General features: G+C 72.0%; 16 protein-coding genes. 11 read left to right on the forward strand and 5 right to left on the reverse strand.

Annotation, left to right across the window (positions count from 1 at the left end; genetic code table 11):
- Positions 1–116: 116 nt before the first annotated feature.
- The 5 genes from DNK56_RS21690 to DNK56_RS21710 all read right to left on the reverse strand — a co-directional run bounded on the left by DNK56_RS21690 (position 117) and on the right by DNK56_RS21710 (position 6,924).
- A complete protein-coding gene (locus DNK56_RS21690; RefSeq protein WP_111337241.1) occupies positions 117–1,172 on the reverse strand; it encodes a 2-oxoacid:ferredoxin oxidoreductase subunit beta in 1,056 nt (351 codons plus the stop codon).
- The gene (locus tag DNK56_RS21695) at positions 1,165–3,114 is read right to left on the reverse strand and encodes a 2-oxoacid:acceptor oxidoreductase subunit alpha (RefSeq protein ID WP_111337243.1); all 1,950 of its coding nucleotides are present in this window, start codon (positions 3,112–3,114) and stop codon (positions 1,165–1,167) included. The genes DNK56_RS21690 and DNK56_RS21695 overlap by 8 nt, the downstream gene beginning before the upstream one ends.
- Positions 3,115–3,362: 248 nt before the next feature.
- A complete protein-coding gene (locus tag DNK56_RS21700) occupies positions 3,363–4,022 on the reverse strand; it encodes a response regulator transcription factor (RefSeq protein ID WP_111339462.1) in 660 nt (219 codons plus the stop codon).
- Between the two features lie 173 nt (positions 4,023–4,195).
- Positions 4,196–5,551 carry a sensor histidine kinase gene (locus tag DNK56_RS21705; RefSeq protein WP_111337245.1) on the reverse strand — a complete coding sequence of 452 codons (1,356 nt, stop codon included), beginning with the start codon at positions 5,549–5,551 and terminating at the stop codon, positions 4,196–4,198.
- A 173-nt stretch (positions 5,552–5,724) separates the two neighbouring features.
- Complete coding sequence (locus DNK56_RS21710) at positions 5,725–6,924, reverse strand: sensor histidine kinase (protein ID WP_199563657.1); 1,200 nt, start codon at positions 6,922–6,924, stop codon at positions 5,725–5,727.
- A 246-nt stretch (positions 6,925–7,170) separates the two neighbouring features.
- Here DNK56_RS21710 and DNK56_RS21715 point away from each other — a divergent pair, with 246 nt between their 5' ends.
- The 11 genes from DNK56_RS21715 to mscL all read left to right on the forward strand — a co-directional run bounded on the left by DNK56_RS21715 (position 7,171) and on the right by mscL (position 17,459).
- Positions 7,171–7,569, forward strand: a complete 399-nt coding sequence (locus DNK56_RS21715; RefSeq protein WP_446750405.1) for an NADH-quinone oxidoreductase subunit A — start codon at positions 7,171–7,173, stop codon at positions 7,567–7,569.
- Positions 7,560–8,201, forward strand: coding sequence for an NADH-quinone oxidoreductase subunit B (locus tag DNK56_RS21720; RefSeq protein ID WP_111337251.1), 642 nt, complete (start codon positions 7,560–7,562; stop codon positions 8,199–8,201). Before DNK56_RS21715 ends, DNK56_RS21720 begins: the two co-directional genes overlap by 10 nt.
- Complete coding sequence (locus DNK56_RS21725; protein ID WP_111337253.1) at positions 8,198–9,169, forward strand: NADH-quinone oxidoreductase subunit C; 972 nt, start codon at positions 8,198–8,200, stop codon at positions 9,167–9,169. Before DNK56_RS21720 ends, DNK56_RS21725 begins: the two co-directional genes overlap by 4 nt.
- The gene (locus DNK56_RS21730; protein ID WP_111337255.1) at positions 9,166–10,134 is read left to right on the forward strand and encodes a complex I subunit 1/NuoH family protein; all 969 of its coding nucleotides are present in this window, start codon (positions 9,166–9,168) and stop codon (positions 10,132–10,134) included. Before DNK56_RS21725 ends, DNK56_RS21730 begins: the two co-directional genes overlap by 4 nt.
- Positions 10,134–10,706, forward strand: a complete 573-nt coding sequence (locus DNK56_RS21735) for a NuoI/complex I 23 kDa subunit family protein (protein ID WP_111337257.1) — start codon at positions 10,134–10,136, stop codon at positions 10,704–10,706. The genes DNK56_RS21730 and DNK56_RS21735 overlap by 1 nt, the downstream gene beginning before the upstream one ends.
- Positions 10,703–11,302, forward strand: a complete 600-nt coding sequence (locus tag DNK56_RS21740) for an NADH-quinone oxidoreductase subunit J family protein (RefSeq protein WP_111337259.1) — start codon at positions 10,703–10,705, stop codon at positions 11,300–11,302. Before DNK56_RS21735 ends, DNK56_RS21740 begins: the two co-directional genes overlap by 4 nt.
- On the forward strand, positions 11,302–11,730 hold the full coding sequence (nuoK, locus tag DNK56_RS21745; protein WP_111337261.1) for an NADH-quinone oxidoreductase subunit NuoK: 429 nt from the start codon (positions 11,302–11,304) through the stop codon (positions 11,728–11,730). Before DNK56_RS21740 ends, nuoK begins: the two co-directional genes overlap by 1 nt.
- On the forward strand, positions 11,727–13,727 hold the full coding sequence (locus DNK56_RS21750) for an NADH-quinone oxidoreductase subunit 5 family protein (protein WP_111337266.1): 2,001 nt from the start codon (positions 11,727–11,729) through the stop codon (positions 13,725–13,727). The genes nuoK and DNK56_RS21750 overlap by 4 nt, the downstream gene beginning before the upstream one ends.
- Positions 13,728–13,754: 27 nt before the next feature.
- Entirely contained in the window at positions 13,755–15,305 is a 1,551-nt protein-coding gene (locus DNK56_RS21755; RefSeq protein ID WP_111339464.1) for a complex I subunit 4 family protein, read from the forward strand.
- A complete protein-coding gene (locus tag DNK56_RS21760) occupies positions 15,302–16,837 on the forward strand; it encodes an NADH-quinone oxidoreductase subunit N (RefSeq protein WP_111337268.1) in 1,536 nt (511 codons plus the stop codon). Before DNK56_RS21755 ends, DNK56_RS21760 begins: the two co-directional genes overlap by 4 nt.
- A 157-nt stretch (positions 16,838–16,994) precedes the next feature.
- On the forward strand, positions 16,995–17,459 hold the full coding sequence (mscL, locus tag DNK56_RS21765) for a large conductance mechanosensitive channel protein MscL (RefSeq protein WP_111337270.1): 465 nt from the start codon (positions 16,995–16,997) through the stop codon (positions 17,457–17,459).
- The last annotated feature ends 40 nt before the right edge of the window (positions 17,460–17,499 follow it).

Genomic DNA, 17,499 nt, shown 5'->3' on the forward strand with positions numbered 1-17,499 from the left:
GTCATAGCCGTATCGCCAGACGGTCATGACAGCGGGCGCGGGGGGCGAATGCGCGAACGCGCCGGTCCGCCCGCGAGGGGGCAGGTCCGGCGCGCTCGCGCGGATCGGGGGCCGGGTCAGCCGACCACCGTCCAGTTGTCGTTGCCCGCGAGCAGCGAGGCCAGGTCGCCCTTGCCGCTCTGCTCCACCGCGAGGTCCAGCTGCTCGGCCATCTGCGTGTCGTACACCGGCCGCGCCACGTCCCGCAGCACCCCGATCGGGGTGTGGTGCAGCGTGTCCGCGTCGGCCAGCCGCGACAGCGCGAACGCGGTCGTCGGGCTGGGGTTGTGCGCGTCGTGGACAAGGATCTGCGACTTGTTCTCCTCGGTGACCGCGACGACCTGGAGGTCACCGGTCAGCGAGTCCCGGACGACACCCTTCGAGCCGTCCGTCCCGAAGACGATCGGCTGCCCGTGCTCCAGCCGGATCACCGCCTCCTGCGCCAGGTCCCGGTCCTTGAGGACCTCGAACGCGCCGTCGTTGAAGATGTTGCAGTTCTGGTAGATCTCCACCAGCGCCGTGCCCGGGTGGTCGGCGGCGGCGCGCAGCACGCTCGTGAGGTGCTTGCGGTCGGAGTCGACCGTACGGGCGACGAAGGACGCCTCCGCGCCGATCGCCAGGGACACCGGGTTGAACGGGGTGTCCAGCGAGCCCATCGGCGTGGACTTGGTGATCTTGCCCAGCTCGGAGGTGGGGGAGTACTGGCCCTTGGTCAGCCCGTAGATCCGGTTGTTGAACAGCAGGATCTTGAGGTTCACATTGCGGCGCAGCGCGTGGATCAGGTGGTTGCCGCCGATGGACAGCGCGTCGCCGTCACCGGTGACGACCCAGACGGACAGGTCGCGCCGGGAGGTGGCCAGGCCGGTCGCGATGGCCGGGGCACGGCCGTGGATCGAGTGCATCCCGTAGGTGTTCATGTAGTACGGGAAGCGGGAGGAGCAGCCGATGCCGGAGACGAAGACGATGTTCTCCTTGGCCAGCCCCAGGTCGGGCATGAAGCCCTGCACGGCGGCGAGGACCGCGTAGTCACCGCAGCCGGGGCACCAGCGCACCTCCTGGTCGGACTTGAAGTCCTTCATGGACTGCTTGGCCTCGGCCTTGGGCACCAGCTGGAGCAGTTCGTTCTCAGGCATCGATGGCCTCCTCAAGAGCTGCCGCGAGCTGCTCGGCCTTGAACGGCATTCCGTTGACCTGGTTGTAACTGTGCGCGTCCACGAGGTACTTGGCGCGGATGAGCGTGGCCAGCTGCCCGAGGTTCATCTCGGGCACGACCACCTTGTCGTAACGCTTGAGGACCTCGCCGAGGTTCTTCGGGAAGGGGTTGATGTGGCGCAGATGGGCCTGCGCGACGGAGCGCCCGGAGGCGCGCAGCCGGCGCACGGCGGCCGTGATCGGGCCGTACGTCGAACCCCAGCCCAGCACCAGTGTGTTCGCGCCGGTGGGGTCGTCCACCTCGACGTCCGGGACGTCGATGCCGTCCACCTTGGCCTGGCGGGTGCGGACCATGAAGTCGTGGTTGGCCGGGTCGTACGAGATGTTGCCCGTGCCGTCCTGCTTCTCGATGCCGCCGATGCGGTGTTCGAGGCCGGGCGTGCCGGGGACGGCCCACGGACGGGCCAGCGTCTGCGGGTCGCGCTTGTAGGGCCAGAACACCTCGGTGCCGTCGGCCAGTTCGTGGTTCGGGCCGCTCGCGAACTGGACGCGCAGGTCCGGCAGCTGGTCCGGCTCCGGGATGCGCCAGGGCTCGGAGCCGTTGGCCAGGTAGCCGTCGGAGAGCAGGAAGACCGGGGTGCGGTACGTCAGCGCGATCCGGGCCGCCTCCAGCGCCGCGTCGAAGCAGTCGGCCGCGGTGCGCGGGGCCACGATCGGCACCGGGGCCTCGCCGTTGCGCCCGTACATCGCCTGGAGAAGGTCGGCCTGCTCGGTCTTGGTGGGCAGCCCGGTGGACGGGCCGCCGCGCTGGATGTCGATGATGAGCAGCGGCAGCTCCAGCGACACCGCGAGGCCGATCGTCTCCGACTTGAGGGCCACACCGGGCCCGGACGTCGTCGTCACGGCGAGCGCCCCGCCGAACGCGGCACCCAGCGCCGCGCCGATGCCCGCGATCTCGTCCTCGGCCTGGAACGTGCGCACGCCGAAGTTCTTGTGCTTGCTCAGCTCGTGCAGGATGTCCGACGCCGGGGTGATCGGGTACGAGCCGAGGTAGACCGGCAGGTCCGCCTGGCGGCCGGCGGCGATCAGACCGTAGGACAGGGCCAGGTTGCCCGAGATGTTCCGGTACGTACCGGCGGGGAACGCCTGCGAGGCCGGCGCGACCTCGTAGCTGACGGCGAAGTCCTCCGTGGTCTCGCCGAAGTTCCACCCGGCCCGGTACGCGGCCACGTTCGCCTCGGCGATCTGCGGCTTCTTGGCGAACTTGGCCCGCAGGAACGCCTCGGTGTTCTCGGTCGGCCGGTGGTACATCCAGGACAGCAGCCCCAGCGCGAACATGTTCTTGGAGCGCTCGGCCTCCTTGCGGGAGAGCCCGAACTCCTTCAGCGCCTCGATCGTCAGCGTGGTCAGCGGCACCGGATGGACGTTGTACGCCTCCAGCGAGCCGTCCTCCAGCGGATTGGTCTCGTAGCCCACCTTCGCCATCGGCCGCTTGGTGAACTCATCGGTGTTCACGATGATCTCGGCGCCGCGCGGCACATCGGCGATGTTCGCCTTCAGCGCCGCCGGGTTCATCGCCACCAGGACGTTCGGCGCGTCGCCGGGCGTCAGGATGTCGTGGTCGGCGAAGTGCAGCTGGAACGAGGAGACGCCCGGCAGGGTGCCTGCGGGGGCGCGGATCTCGGCCGGGAAGTTCGGCAGCGTGGAGAGGTCGTTCCCGAAGGACGCCGTCTCCGAGGTGAACCGGTCACCGGTGAGCTGCATGCCGTCGCCCGAGTCACCCGCGAAGCGGATGATCACCCGGTCCAGGCGGCGGACCTCTTTCCCGTCTGCGGCTGCGGACTGGGGGGCACGCTGTCCCCCTACGAGTGCCTCACTGGCCTCGTCGGCCTGCTCGGCTGGGCTACTGACCTGGCTGGTCACTTACTGGACCTCCCTCGGCACGGCGGCTCGGAACCGTCCGGCCCGCCGGAGGTCCCCCGCCCACCCTACGTCCGTAAGGGTCGCCTTCCTCCGGCCGATCACATGGTGGACGGCATTTTGAGACGCGTCGTATCTGGATGCTGAGACGTTCCCGGCGCTGTGCCGCCATGATTCATCAGCCGCCTGGTTCCGCGTCGGCCCCTCGCTGGAGACACACCCGGCCGCGCCCCGCCCGGCAGCCGGGCAGGTCAGGAGTTCAGATACGTCAGCACCGCGAGCACCCGGCGGTGGTCGCCCTCGCTCGGCGCGAGCCCCAGCTTCTGGAAGATGTTGCTCACATGCTTCTCCACCGCGCCGTCGCTCACCACCAGCTGCTTGGCCACCGCGGAGTTCGTCCGCCCCTCCGCCATCAGGCCCAGCACCTCGCGCTCACGCGGCGTCAGCCCGGCGAGCACGTCCTGCTTGCGGCTGCGCCCCAGCAGCTGGGCCACCACCTCGGGGTCCAGCGCCGTACCGCCCTGCGCCACCCGGACCACCGCGTCCACGAACTCCCGGACCTCGGCGACCCGGTCCTTGAGCAGATACCCGACGCCCCGGCTGGACCCGGCCAGCAGCTCGGTGGCGTACTGCTCCTCCACGTACTGCGACAGCACCAGCACGCCGATCCCGGGGTGCTCCCGGCGCAGCCGCACCGCCGCGCGCACCCCCTCGTCGGTGTGGGTCGGCGGCATCCGCACGTCCGCGACCACCACGTCCGGGAGCGCGTCCTGCCCGGCGAGGTCGCCGATCGTCTTGATCAGCGCCTCCGCGTCCCCGACGCCGGCCACGACGTCGTGCCCCAGATCCGTCAGCAGCCGGGTCAGTCCCTCCCGGAGCAGCACCGAATCCTCGGCGATGACCACGCGCACCCTGTCCTCCGTCACGACGCAATTCCCCCGCTGTCCGCTCGCTGATCCGATTCGTATGCCGTCCAGCATCCCAGCATCGGCAGTGACGTCGCGAGCGTGCGCGGGGTTGAGCGCGGGCCCGCCCCGGAAGGGGGTCCCTCCGGGGCGGTACGTCTGCCGGTTCGTCCTGCGGGTCAGCCGCGCCAGGGCAGCTCCGCGGTGATCCGCGTCGGGCCGCCCGTCGGCGAGTCGACGACCAGCACCCCGTCCACGGCGTCCAGCCGCTCGGTCAGCCCGGCGAGCCCGCTGCCCGCCGCCGTGTCGGCGCCGCCGCGCCCGTCGTCGGTGACCTGGAGCATCAGCCGGTCGTCCGAGCGCCACACGTCCACCGAGGCACGGGTGGCGCGGGCGTGCTTGCTGACGTTCTGGAGGAGCTCGGAGACCGTGAAGTACGCGATGCCCTCGATGGCCTGCGCCGGCCGGTACGGCAGGTCCACCTCGACGGTGACCGGCACGGTGCACCGGGACGCGACGGCGGACAGCGCCGCGTCCAGGCCCCGGTCGGTGAGGACGGCCGGGTGGATGCCGCGAGCCAGGTCGCGCAGCTCCTGGAGGGCGACCTTCACCTCACCGTGCGCCTCGTCCACCATGCGGGCAGCGGCGTCCGGATCGTGGGCAAGCTTCTCCTTCGCGAGACCCAGGTCCATGGCGAGGGCGACCAGCCGGGCCTGCGCCCCGTCGTGCAGATCCCGCTCGATGCGGCGCAGGTCGGCGGCGGCCGTGTCCACGACGACACCCCGGTCGGACTCCAGCTCCGTCACGCGCTCCGCCAGCCGGGACGGTCCGAGCAGCCCGGCGACCAGCAGCCGGTCCACGGTCGCCATGCCCCGGATCACCCACGGCGTGGCGAGGACGACGCCCAGGCCCATCACGGCGGTCAGCGCCAGGTCGGAGAACGAGTCCAGGTAGACCTCGTGCCGCGCGTCGCCGTACAGCTGGATGCCCGAGACGCCCGAGTGCGACGGAACGGTCCAGTGCCACAGCGGGTACGTCAGCGCCGCCCAGCCCCACACCTGGAGCGTCAGCGAGACGCCGAACGCGAACACCGCCCACGGCAAGTGCAGCAGCGAGTAGAGCAGGTGGCGCCAGGAGACCCCGCTCTTGAGCACGGCCCCCATCCACGACATCAGCCCGCCGGTCCGCCCGCGCGCCGGCGCCGGATCGGCCACGTCCACGCCCAGCAGCACCCGCGCCCGCGTCCGCTCCAGCGTCCCGAAGCCCCGGCACATGGCCAGCCCGGCGGCCAGCACCGGAATGCCGACGAAGGTCACCAGCAGCCCGGCGCCCAGCGACACCATCGTGATCGCGAAGGTGAACATCACGATGCTGATCGGCAGGCTCAGCTGGAGGTAGAGGAACTCGCGCCAGGTCCTGCCCTCCACCGGCGCCCGCAGCGCGGCCGGCACGAGGTGCCGCCTCGCGGGACGGGGCCCGAGGCTGCTGCCCGACCGCTGGTGGTCCCGTGTGTCCGGTCCGTGTGCCGTGGCCATGGGGTTCCGTCCGTTTCTTCTCTGCGGCGTCCGCGCCGACTGTCTGCTTCAAGAGTGCGGGGTGGTGCGCCGGCGCACCATGAGGGCGGTATCCGTTCCGGGCGGGGGGTTTTCCCTACCCCGGGGCGGGGGAGCGGCGCCCCCGGGGGTGTCCCGGCCCGGGGGAGCGGGTCTCAGGCCGTGCGGGAGGCGGGCGCGCTCTTCTCCGCGCCCCGGTCGCGCCACGGCAGCTCCGCCGTGACGGTGGTCGGCCCGCCGGCCGGGGAATCGAGCACGAAGACCCCGTCCACGGCGCCCAGCCGCTCGGCGAGCCCCGCCATCCCCGTACCGCCGTCCAACGAGGCCCCGCCGTGCCCGTCGTCGCCGACCTGGATGAGCAGCCGGTCGCCCGTGCGCCACACGTCCACGGTCGCCGTACGGGCCCCGCTGTGCTTGCTGACGTTCTGGAGGAGTTCGGAGACCGTGAAGTACGCGATGCCCTCGATGGCCTGCGCCGGCCGGGCCGGAAGATCCACCCGTACGGTGACGGGCACCGTGCACCGCGAGGCGATGGCGGACAGCGCCGCGTCGAGCCCCCGGTCGGTGAGGACCGCCGGATGGATGCCGCGGGCCAGGTCGCGCAGCTCCTGGAGGGCGACCTTCACCTCGCCGTGCGCCTCGTCCACCATCCGCGCGGCGGCCTCCGGATCGTCGGCCAGCTTCTCCTTGGCCAGGCCGAGCCCCATCGCCAGGGCGACGAGCCGGGCCTGCGCCCCGTCGTGCAGATCCCGCTCGATGCGGCGCAGGTCGGCGGCGGCCGTATCGACGACCACACCCCGGTCGGACTCCAGTTCCGCGATACGGCGTTCGAGATCGTCGGAGGGCGAGAGCAGCCCGCGCACCATCCCCCGGTCCGCGTTGCCCAGCAGCCGCGCGACGTAGGGGAGCGGCGGCCACACGATCAGGCAGATCAGCGTCAGGGCGAAGGTGAGGATGCCCCACGGCAGCCGTACGAACGAATACAGCGCCGTCCGCCAGGCGACCGGATCGCGCAGCGCGCTCCACAGCCAGACGAAGAAGCCGCTCTCGCGACTCCCGCGCGCCGGCGGGCTCGGCTCCTCCACCACGACCCCCAGCAGCTTCCGCGCCCGGCTCCGCTCGGCCCGCCCGATGAACCGGGAACCCTGGAGCCCGGCCGCGAGCAGCGGCAGGCCGACGACGGTCACCGCCAGGCCCACGCCCACGGCGATCATCAACACTGTGTAAACAAATCCGATGATCGCCATCGGCAGATTGGAAAGCAGGTGCGCGACCTCCTTCCACGTCCACCGGCCGAAGGCGAAGCGGACAGGAGGCGGCCCGTCATTGGCGGGCACCTGGGGGCTCATGGTCATGGGACAAGCCTGCCGGGCGCGCCATGGGGATGCCATGGGGCTCGTGGGTGAGACGAAGTAGGGATATCCCCACCCGCGCGCCGCTCACCCCACCCACGCCCCACTCGTTCCCATCCGTTGTCCGACGCAACTGCTTACCCGTCCTTTACAGGGCCTAGACTCCCGTGCGTACAGACCGTCGAACGGGTTGATCGTCGAACGGATTGATCCAGGGAGCGAGGGGCGGACGTGGCGGACCTTCCGGGCGTGACGCCCACGCGGGCGGTGCTTGCGGCATCGGACTACTTCCACGGCTACTCGGTCGTCGGGCTCCTCGCCGTGCTCGGCGTCCTGTTCGTCGCGGCCGCCTTCGCCGGCAACCGGCTGCTGAGCCCCGTCGTCCCGACGCCGGAGAAGCTCCTCACCTACGAGTGCGGCGTGGACCCCGTGGGCGAGGGCTGGGCCCACACCCAGGTCCGCTACTACGTCTACGCGTTCCTGTACGTGATCTTCGCCGTGGACTCGGTCTTCCTGTTCCCCTGGGCCACGGTCTTCGCCGCGCCCGGCTACGGCGCGACCACGCTGGTGGAAATGTTCATCTTCCTCGGTTTCCTGGCCGTGGGACTGCTCTACGCATGGAAGAAGGGCGTCCTGGAATGGACGTGACGAGCCCGTCGCCCGCCGCAGCGGGGGACGAACCCGCCGCCGTACCGACGTTCCTCCCGGAACCGAAGCGCCTGGGCGTCCTGTCCCGGCTCGCGCCGGAACCGATGAAGGTCGTCCTCAACTGGGGCCGCCGCTACAGCCTCTGGGTCTTCAACTTCGGACTCGCCTGCTGCGCCATCGAATTCATCGCCGCCTCCATGGCGCGCCACGACTTCATCCGGCTCGGCGTCATCCCCTTCGCACCGGGCCCGCGCCAGGCCGACCTCATGATCGTCTCCGGCACGGTGACGGACAAGATGGCCCCCGCCGTGAAGCGCCTGTACGAGCAGATGCCCGAGCCCAAGTACGTCATCTCCTTCGGCGCCTGCTCCAACTGCGGCGGCCCGTACTGGGACTCGTACTCCGTGACCAAGGGCGTCGACCAGATCATCCCCGTCGACGTCTACGTCCCCGGCTGCCCGCCCCGCCCCGAGGCGCTGCTCCAGGGCATCCTCAAGCTCCAGGAGAAGATCGCGCGCGAGTCGCTGGGGGAGCGTTACGCGGCTGCCGCCGGGGCGCGCCCGACGACGTCGGCGCTGCGCAGCGGCCTGGTGACGCCGCCTCCGGCCGCCGGAGAGGGGGAGAAGCCGTGACCGCCTCCTTCGACCGGCTCCCGGACGCCGCCGCCGAGATCTTCGGCGAGGACGCCACCGCCGAGCAGGCGTACGACCTGCTGACCGTGGACGTCCCGCCCACCGCGTGGATCACCGCCCTGGAGACCGCCCGCGACGCCCTGGGCTGCACCTACTTCGACTGGCTGAGCGCGGTGGACGAGCCGGGCACGGGCTTCCGGGTCTGCGCCCACGTGGCGGCGCTTCCGGCGGAGCCCGGGGCCGGCGTACGGCGGCTGCTGCTGCGGACGACGGTGCCGCACGAGGCCCCGGCCCTGCCGACGGCCATCGGCGTGTACGCGGGGGCCGCCTGGCACGAGCGCGAGACGCACGAGATGTTCGGCGTCGCCTTCGAGGGCCACCCGCACCTGGTGCCCCTGCTCCTCCCCGAGGGCTTCGAGGGCCACCCCCTGCGCAAGGACTTCGTGCTGGCCGCCCGCGTGGCGAAGGCGTGGCCGGGCGCGAAGGAGCCGGGCGAGCCGGAACACGGCGGCCCCAAGCGCCGCACGATGCTCCCGCCCGGCGTTCCCGACCCGAACGAGTGGGGCCCGCTGAAGGGCCAACTGCCGGCGGCCCCGGCCCGCCCGGCCCGGCGTACGAGGACGGCGGGCGCGGCGACCCCGGCGGGGGCGGCGGCTCCGGCGCGACCGGGGGCTTCTGCTCGACCAGGGGCCGAGGGCGCCCCGGAAGCCCCGGCACCCCGCCCGCGCCGTACCCGCAGCGCATCGCAGGGCTCGGCGAGCCAGCAGACCCCGCCACCGGCTCCGGCACCGGCGCCCGCCCCGGCTCCGGCACCTGAATCGGACGCACCGTGGCACCACGCCCGCCCGGCGTTCGAGGACACCCCCGAGCCGGCCCCCGACAAGCCGGCTCCCGACGCGCCGACCACTGACGCGCCGGCCCCCGACAAGCCCACCCCCGACGACACCCCCGGAGGCGATCAAGCGTGAACGACGCACTGGACGTCGCCCTCCGCCTCCTCGTCGTCTTCGCCGCCTTCCTCGTCCTCCCCCTGGTCGTGGGCCAGACGGAGCACAAGGTGATGGCCCACATGCAGGGCCGCCTGGGCCCCATGTACGCCGGCGGCTTCCACGGCTGGGCCCAGCTCGTCGCGGACGGCGTGAAGTTCGCGCAGAAGGAGGACATCGTCCCGGCCGGCGCCGACCGCAGGGTCTTCCGCCTCGCCCCGGCCGTCGCCCTCCTCCCGTACCTCCTCGTCCTCGTCGCGATCCCGATCGCCCCGGGGGACGGCGCGGTCGGCCAGGTCCTGGACGCCGGCATCTTCTTCGTGCTCGCCGTCATGGGCATCGGCGTCCTCGGCTCCCTGATGGCCGGCTGGGCGTCCGCCAACAAGTTCTCCCTGCTCGGCGGCCTCCGCACGGCCGCCCAGCTCCTCGCGTACGAGCTGCCGATGCTGCTCGCCGCCGCCTCGGTGGCGATGGCGGCGGGCACGGTGTCGCTGCCCGGCATCCTCGACGCGTTCGAGTGGTGGTGGCTGCCCTGGCAGATCATCGGCGCCCTGGTCTTCTTCGTGGCCGGGCTCGCCGAACTCCAGCGCCCCCCGTTCGACATGCCGGTCGCGGACTCCGAGATCATCTTCGGCGCCTACACCGAATACACCGGCCTGCGCTTCGCCCTGTTCCTGCTCGCCGAGTACGCGGGCATCGTCGTGCTGTGCGGGCTGACCACCGTGCTGTTCCTCGGCGGCTGGCACGGCCCCCTCGGCGACGACGGCCTCGGCTGGCTCTGGACCCTGCTCAAGACGGCCGTCCTGGCATTCGTCGTGATCTGGCTGCGGGTGACCTACCCGCGCCTGCGCGAGGACCAGCTCCAGAAGCTCGCCTGGACGACCCTCATCCCGCTCGCCCTCGCGCAGATCGCGCTCACCGGCATCGTGAAGGTGGCGATCGACTAGTGCCCCCGATCCCCGGCTCAGGACTGGCCAAGGGCCTCGCCGTCACCCTGCGGACGATGACGAGGAAGACCGTCACCGCCCAGTACCCCGACGTGCAGCCCGAACTCCCGCCCCGCTCCCGCGGCGTCATCGCGCTGTTCGAGGAGAACTGCACGGTCTGCATGCTGTGCGCCCGCGAGTGCCCGGACTGGTGCATCTACATCGACTCCCACAAGGAGACGATGCCCCCGGCCGCCCCCGGCGGCCGCGAGCGCAGCCGCAACGTGCTGGACCGGTTCGCGATCGACTTCTCGCTCTGCATGTACTGCGGCATCTGCATCGAGGTGTGCCCCTTCGACGCGCTGTTCTGGTCGCCGGAGTTCGAGTACGCCGAGACGGACATCCTCGACCTCACCCACGAGCGCGACAAGCTGCGCGAGTGGATGTGGACGGTGCCGGAGCCGCCCGCGCTCGACGAGCGCGCGGAGGAGCCGAAGGAGTTCGCCGCCGCCCGCAAGACGGCCGACAAGCTCCGCGCCCAGCGGGAGCAGGAAGCGGCGCGGGACGACGCCGCAGAGGGAGGCACGGCATGATCCCCGCCCTCGCGGCCGCCCCGGCGGCCCCCGGCTTCCTCTCCCCGACCGGCGTCGAGATCGCCTTCGTCCTCGTCGGCATCGCCACCCTCGGCGCGGCCCTGGTCACCGTCACGACCCGTCAGCTGGTGCACGCCGCCCTCTGGCTGATCGTGGCGCTCGGCGGCCTCGCCGTCGAGTACCTCCTGCTCACGGCGGAGTTCATCGCCTGGGTGCAGGTACTGATCTACGTGGGCTCCGTCGTCGTGCTTCTTCTGTTCGGGCTGATGCTCACGCGCGCCCCCATCGGCCGCTCCCCGGACGCCGACTCCGAGAACCGGTGGGCCGCCCTCGTGGTCGCCGCCGCCTCCGCCGGCACCCTCGTCTGGGTCGTCGTGGACGCCTTCCGCACCACCTGGATCGAGCTGGACGGGCCCGCCCAGGGCACCACCAAGGCCACCGGCGCCTTCCTCTTCCGGCACTGGGTGCTCCCCTTCGAGGCGCTCTCCGTCCTGCTGCTCGCGGCCCTGGTCGGCGCGATCGTCCTCTCCCGCAAGGGCCGGGCCGACACCGGCGCACCCCAGGCCGCCACCTCGCCCCGAGAGGACACGCGCTGATGCACCTCGCCTACCCCGCCGTGCTCTCCGCCCTCCTCTTCTGCACCGGGCTGTACGGCGTACTCGCCCGCCGCAACGCGATCCTCGTCCTGATGTCCGTCGAGCTGATGCTCAACGCCGTCAACCTCAACATGGTCGCGTTCGACGTCTGGCTCCGCGACACCCTGCACTCCGGCCAGGCCCTCACCCTGTTCACCATCGCCATCGCGGCGGCGGAGATCGGCATCGGCCTGGCGATCGTCCTCGCCGTCCACCGCAACCGCGGCACCTCCGACATCGACCGCCTCCGCGACACCGCCGAGACCGACGAGGCCGAGACCGTCCCGGCCGGCGACGACGAGGGCGACGACCCCGAGGGCACCGCCCGCCCCGAAGACCAGGCCACTGCTGCGGCAGGGAAGGCAAAGAAGGCAGAGGCCACCGCGTGACCACCACGACCCTCGCCGTCCTCGTCCCCCTCCTGCCGTTCCTGGGCGCCGTCGCCGGGCTGCTCGTCGGCCGCACCGCCCCCGGCTACGTCCGGCCGCTCGCCGTACTGCCCGCCCTCACCTCCCTGGTCCTCGCCGCCGTCGTCGCCGCGCGCCAGGGCGGCGGCCGGGCCATCGACGCGGCGACCCAGCTCACCCCCACCGGCTCCGTCCCCATCGACCTCGCCCTGCACCTCGACGGCTTCGCCGTCCTCGTCGCCGTGCTGGTCGCCCTGGTCGCGAGCTGCGTGCAGATCTACTCCACCGCCTACCTCCGCGACGACCCCCGCTACCCCTCCTACGCGGCGCTGGTCTCCCTCTTCACCTCCGCGATGCTGCTCGTCGTCTACTCCGGCGACATCATGGTGCTCCTGGTCGGCTGGGAGATCATGGGCATCTGCTCCTACTTCCTGGTCGGCCACTACTGGGAGACGCCCGAGGCGCGCGCCGCCTCCCTCAAGGCGTTCCTGGTCACCAAGCTGGGCGACGTCCCCTTCCTCATCGGCCTGTTCGCGCTCGCCGCCGACACCGGCTCCTTCCGCATCACCCGCATCCTGGGTGCCGTCGCCCACGGCGGCCTCGACCACCCCACCGTCATCGCGCTCCTGCTGCTGGCCGGGGTCGCGGGCAAGTCCGCGCAGTTCCCCCTGCACACCTGGCTGCCCGACGCCATGGCCGGCCCCACCCCCGTCTCGGCGCTGATCCACGCGGCGACGATGGTCGCCGCCGGCATCTACTTCGTGGCCCGGCTCCTCCCCGTCTTCGCCGCGTCCGGCGCGGCCCTCGTCGTCCTCGCCGTGATGGCCGCCGTCACGATGATCGGCTCCGGGCTCGCCGCGCTCGCCCAGGACGACATCAAGCGCGTCCTCGCCTACTCGACCATCGGTCAGCTCGGCTACATGTCCGGCGCCCTGGCCGTCGGCGACCGGGGCGCGGCCGTCTTCCACCTCGTCTCGCACGGTGCGTTCAAGGCCGTCCTCTTCCTCGCGGCCGGCGTCGTCATCCACGCCGCCGGCACCAACTCACTGGCCGCCATGTCCCGGATGCGCGGCCTCGCCGGCCGCATCCCGGACGCCTACTGGACGATGACCGTCGCCCTGCTCGCCCTGGCCGCCATTCCGCCGTTCGCCGGCTTCTTCTCCAAGGAAGCCGTCCTCGTCGCCGCCGAACACACCGCGCTCGGCGACCGGCACGTCGCCCCGGCCGCCGCCGGCTGGACCGTCCTCACCGCCGGGCTGCTGGCCGCCGTGCTCACCGGCGCCTACGCCATCCGGCTCTGGCTCCTCGCCTTCCGGGGCCGGGGCGCCGAGGCCCCCGACCACGGCAGGCAGCCCGCCGCCATGTCGGCCGTCCTGTGGGTGCTGGCCGTCCCGACCCTGGGCCTCGGGCTGACCGCGGGCGTCATCGGCGACTGGTTCGACGGCCACGCCCTCACCCCCTCGCTGACCACGGCCGTCCTGTCCACCGGCCTCGGCCTCGTCGGCGGACTGGTCACCTACGGGGCCTGGCGCCACACCACCGCGCTCGCCGCCCGCTTCCCCATGGGCTCGGTCGTCGCCCACCCCGAAGCCGAACCCGCCCTGGTCGAGATCGAGGCCATCGAGGCCCGGACCGCCGCCTACGGCCCGGCCGGCGACGCGCCCGACCCCGCCGACCCCGGACGCCTGCTGCTCGGCCCGCTGCACCGGCACGCGGCCACCGGCTTCCACCTGGACGCCCTGTACGCGGCGCTGTTCGTCCGCCCGCTCCAGGCGGCGGCCCGCCTCGTGCGCTTCCTGGACCGCGAGGTCGTCGAGACCTACGTACGCGGCTCCGCCACCGGCGCACGCTGGTTCGGCACGGCGGTCCGCCGCGCCCAGACCGGCAATGTGCAGACCTACCTCAGCGCACTGCTCGCCGGTTCCCTGGTCCTGGCGGTCGCCGCCGTCGTCTACGCCAACGTCAACGCGGGGTCCTGAGCCGTGATCGATATCAGCCCGTCCGTGATGCAGTTCCTTCTGGCGTTCACCGTCGCCGGACCGCTCATCGGCGCCGTCAGCGCCCTGCTCCCCGCCCCGCCCGGACTCAAGGGCCGCAACCCGGACCAGGCCGTCCTCCGGCACGGCGTGACCGTCACCGGGGCCATCCTGCTGGCCACCCTGGCGCTGGCCGTCGGCTTCGACCACGACCAGCCGTCGAAGATGCAGGCCACCACCGACATCAGCTGGATTCCGGCGCTCGACGTACGCATCCACCTCGGCATCGACGGCATCTCGCTCCCCCTGCTCGTCCTGACCGCGCTGCTGACCTTTCTCTGCGCGCTCTACAGCTACTTCAAGCTGCCCGAAGGCCCCTCCGCCAAGGCATTCGTCGCCCTGCTCCTCTTCCTGGAGTCCGGCACCCTCGCCACCTTCGCCGTCCTCGACCTGATCCTGTTCTTCCTGGCGTTCGAGATGGTCCTCATCCCGATGTACTTCCTCATCGCCCGCTGGGGCGGTGCGCGGAGGCAGGCGGCCGCCTGGAAATTCATCCTCTACACACTGCTCGGCTCGGTCGTCATGCTGCTGGGCCTGCTCCTGATCGGACTGAAGAGCGGCACCTTCGACATGGTGGCACTCACCACTGACAACGGCCGCGGGCTCACCTCGTCCGTGCAGGTCACCGCCGTTCTGGCGATCGGGATCGGGCTCGCCGTGAAGACCCCGATGTGGCCGCTGCACAGCTGGCTGCCCGACGCCCACACCGCCGCCCCGACCGTGGGCTCGGTGCTCCTGGCGGGCGTCCTGCTCAAGATGGGCACGTACGGGTTCGTCCGCATCCTGCTCCCGGTCGCCCCGGACGGGATGCACACCTTCGCCCCGTACCTCGCGGCCTTCGCCGCCGCCGGCATCGTCTACGGGTCGCTCGCCTGCCTGGCGCTCGCCCGGCCCGGCGCCAAGGGCGACCTGAAGCGGCTCATCGCGTACTCCTCGGTCGGCCACATGGGCTTCGTCCTCCTCGGCATCGCGAGCATGACCCCCACCGGCGTCAACGGCGCGCTCTTCGCCAACATCGCCCACGGGCTCATCACCGGCCTGCTGTTCTTCCTGGTCGGCGCGATCAAGGACCGCTACGGCACCGCCGACCTGGACACCCTCGCCGGGGCCACCGGCGCCGCCCTCTACGGCCGCGCGCCCCGCCTCGGCGGCCTCCTCGCGTTCGCCGCGATCGCCTCGCTCGGCCTGCCCGGACTCGCCGGGTTCTGGGGCGAGATGCTCGCCATGTTCGGCGCGTTCGACCCGGCCGAAGGGCTCAGCCGGCCCGCCTTCCTCACGTTCATGTCCGTCGCCGCCTTCGGCACCCTGCTCACCGCCGCGTACCTGCTGATCGTCGTCCGGCGCGTCTGCATGGGCGCGACCGACGGGGAACCGCGGCCGGTCGCGGACGTGCGGAGCTACGAATTCGCCGCCTGGACCCCCCTCGCGGCCCTCACCGTCCTCGCCGGCCTGTGGCCCGCCGTCCTCCTCGGCCTCACCGACCCGGCCGTGCAGAAGCTCCTCGCGGGAGGCAAGTCGTGAACGTGACAGCCGCAAGCGCCTCCGGCGCGGACGGTCTCGTCCAGTCCGTCGACTGGCTCGCCATCGCGCCCCCCGTCACCGCCGCGGCCGTCGCCCTCGCCGTCCTGGTCGCCGACCTCTTCGTACCCCCGGAGCGCAAACCGCTCCTGGGCTACGGGGCCGTCGCCGGACTCGTCGCCGCGCTCGCCCTCATCGTCCCGCTCCACGAGGGCGACCGTTCCACCTTCTGCCTCACCGCGGGCAGCCGCGCCTGCAGCTACACCGCCGACCACTTCACCCTGGTCATCCAGGCCCTCGTGCTCGGCGGCGCCCTGCTCACCGCGCTGCTCTCCATCGGCGACACCCGCAGACTCCCGGCCGGCGAGTTCTGGTTCCTGCTGCTGTCCTCCGCCGCCGGAGCCGCGCTGCTGCCCGCCGCACGCGACCTCGCCACGCTGGTCATCGCCCTCGAAGTGGCCTCGCTGCCCGCCTTCGCGCTCGTCGGCATCAAGCGCGGCGACCGGCGCTCCTCCGAGGCCGCGCTGAAGTTCTTCCTCTCCTCCGTCACCGCCACCGCCGTGATGCTCCTCGGCGTCAGCTTCGTGTACGCGGCCACCGGCACCCTGCACCTCACCGAGCTGACCGGCCGCCTCGAACACGTGGACGGGCAGCTGTCCACCCTCGCCGGGGCGGGCGTCGCGCTGACCCTCGTCGGCTTCGCCTTCAAGACGGCCGCCGCGCCCTTCCACTTCTGGGTCCCCGACACCTACGTCGGCGCCCCGCTGCCCATCGCCGCCTACCTCTCGGTGGTCGGGAAGGCGGTCGGCTTCACCGGGCTCATCCTCGTCACCGTGATCGCCTTCCCGGCCTACGCCGACGTGTGGGGCCCGGCGCTCGCGGTCCTGGCCGCGCTCACGATGACCCTCGCCAACGTCGCCGCGCTGCGCCAGAGCGTCACCCGCGCGCGAGGCGCCGTACGCCTGCTGGCCTGGTCCTCCGTCGCCCAGGCCGGGTATCTGCTCGTCCCCATCGCCGCCGCCGCGTACGCCGGGGAACGCGCGATCGGTTCCACCGTCGCGTACGCCCTGATGTACGCCGTCGTGAACCTCGGCGCGTTCGCGGTGGCCGCCCTGGTCGCCCGTACCCGCCCCGGCAACCGCGTCGACGACTACCGCGGCCTGTACGCGACCCGGCCCCTGGCCGCCCTGGCGCTGGCCTTCTTCCTGCTCTGCCTGGCCGGTCTGCCGCCGGGGATCATCGGCCTGTTCGCCAAGGTCACGGTCTTCTCCGCCGCCGTGGACGCCGGACTGGGCTGGCTCGCCGTCGTGATGGCCGTCAACGTCGTGGTCGCGCTGTACTACTACCTGCGCTGGACCGCGATCCTCTTCCGCGCCCCCGCGCCGGAAGAGGGCTCCCGGGACGACGCGCCCGCCGTACGCCACCACGTCCCGGCGCCGCTCATCGCCGCGCTCGTCCTCACCACCGCCGGGGGAGTCGTCCTGTCGGGCGCCCCGCAGGCGGTGCTCAGGTTCGCCGCCGTCAGCCTTTTCTGATCGCCCGCCCCTTCCGGCATCGCCCGTCTGTTCGATAAGCGATTCGATAAGTAACAAGATCGGTTTGCCCCGAGCCGCCCCCACAGGGCAGGGTCGGGGCCGCGCGACGCGTATGGACGTCGCACCACCGTCGCACCACCACAGAGGAGCCAGAGCAGTGCTGAGCGGGTTCAAGGACTTCATCCTGCGCGGAAACGTCATCTCGATGGCGGTCGGTCTCGCCGTGGGAGCCGCGTTCACCGCGGTCGTCACCGGGTTCAGCAACGGCTTCATCGTGCCGCTGATCGGCATCATCACGCGCGGCACCGGCGACTTCAGCAAGGCCCACTACACGGTGGACGGCGTCAAATTCCCCTACGGCCTCTTCGTCAGCGCCGCGATCGCCTTCCTCATCACCGCCGCCGTCCTCTACTTCTGCGTCGTCGTGCCCATGGCCAAGGTGCAGGACCGCTTCACCAAGAAGGAGCAGGAGGCGCAGATCGACATCAAGGCCGCCCAGCGCGACTGCCCCCGCTGCTACACCGCGATCCCCGCCATCGCCTCCCGCTGCGCCCACTGCACCAGCGAGGTCGAGCCCGACCCGGAGGCCCTGGCCCTCGCCGAGCTCCCCGCCCAGCGCTGAGCACACCGCACGCCCCACCCGTACGGCCCAGAGCCGCCCC

This window comes from Streptomyces sp. AC1-42W (assembly GCF_003248355.1).
Lineage (GTDB): Bacteria > Actinomycetota > Actinomycetes > Streptomycetales > Streptomycetaceae > Streptomyces.

Coding starts and splice junctions, on each gene's coding strand:
- DNK56_RS21690 (WP_111337241.1), bottom strand. CDS start 1,172: ATGCCTGAGAACGAACTGCTCCAGCTGGTGCCCAAGGCCGAGGCCAAG.
- DNK56_RS21705 (WP_111337245.1), bottom strand. CDS start 5,551: ATGGCCACGGCACACGGACCGGACACACGGGACCACCAGCGGTCGGGC.
- DNK56_RS21710 (WP_199563657.1), bottom strand. CDS start 6,924: ATGACCATGAGCCCCCAGGTGCCCGCCAATGACGGGCCGCCTCCTGTC.
- DNK56_RS21720 (WP_111337251.1), top strand. CDS start 7,560: ATGGACGTGACGAGCCCGTCGCCCGCCGCAGCGGGGGACGAACCCGCC.
- DNK56_RS21740 (WP_111337259.1), top strand. CDS start 10,703: ATGATCCCCGCCCTCGCGGCCGCCCCGGCGGCCCCCGGCTTCCTCTCC.
- nuoK (WP_111337261.1), top strand. CDS start 11,302: ATGCACCTCGCCTACCCCGCCGTGCTCTCCGCCCTCCTCTTCTGCACC.
- DNK56_RS21755 (WP_111339464.1), top strand. CDS start 13,755: ATGCAGTTCCTTCTGGCGTTCACCGTCGCCGGACCGCTCATCGGCGCC.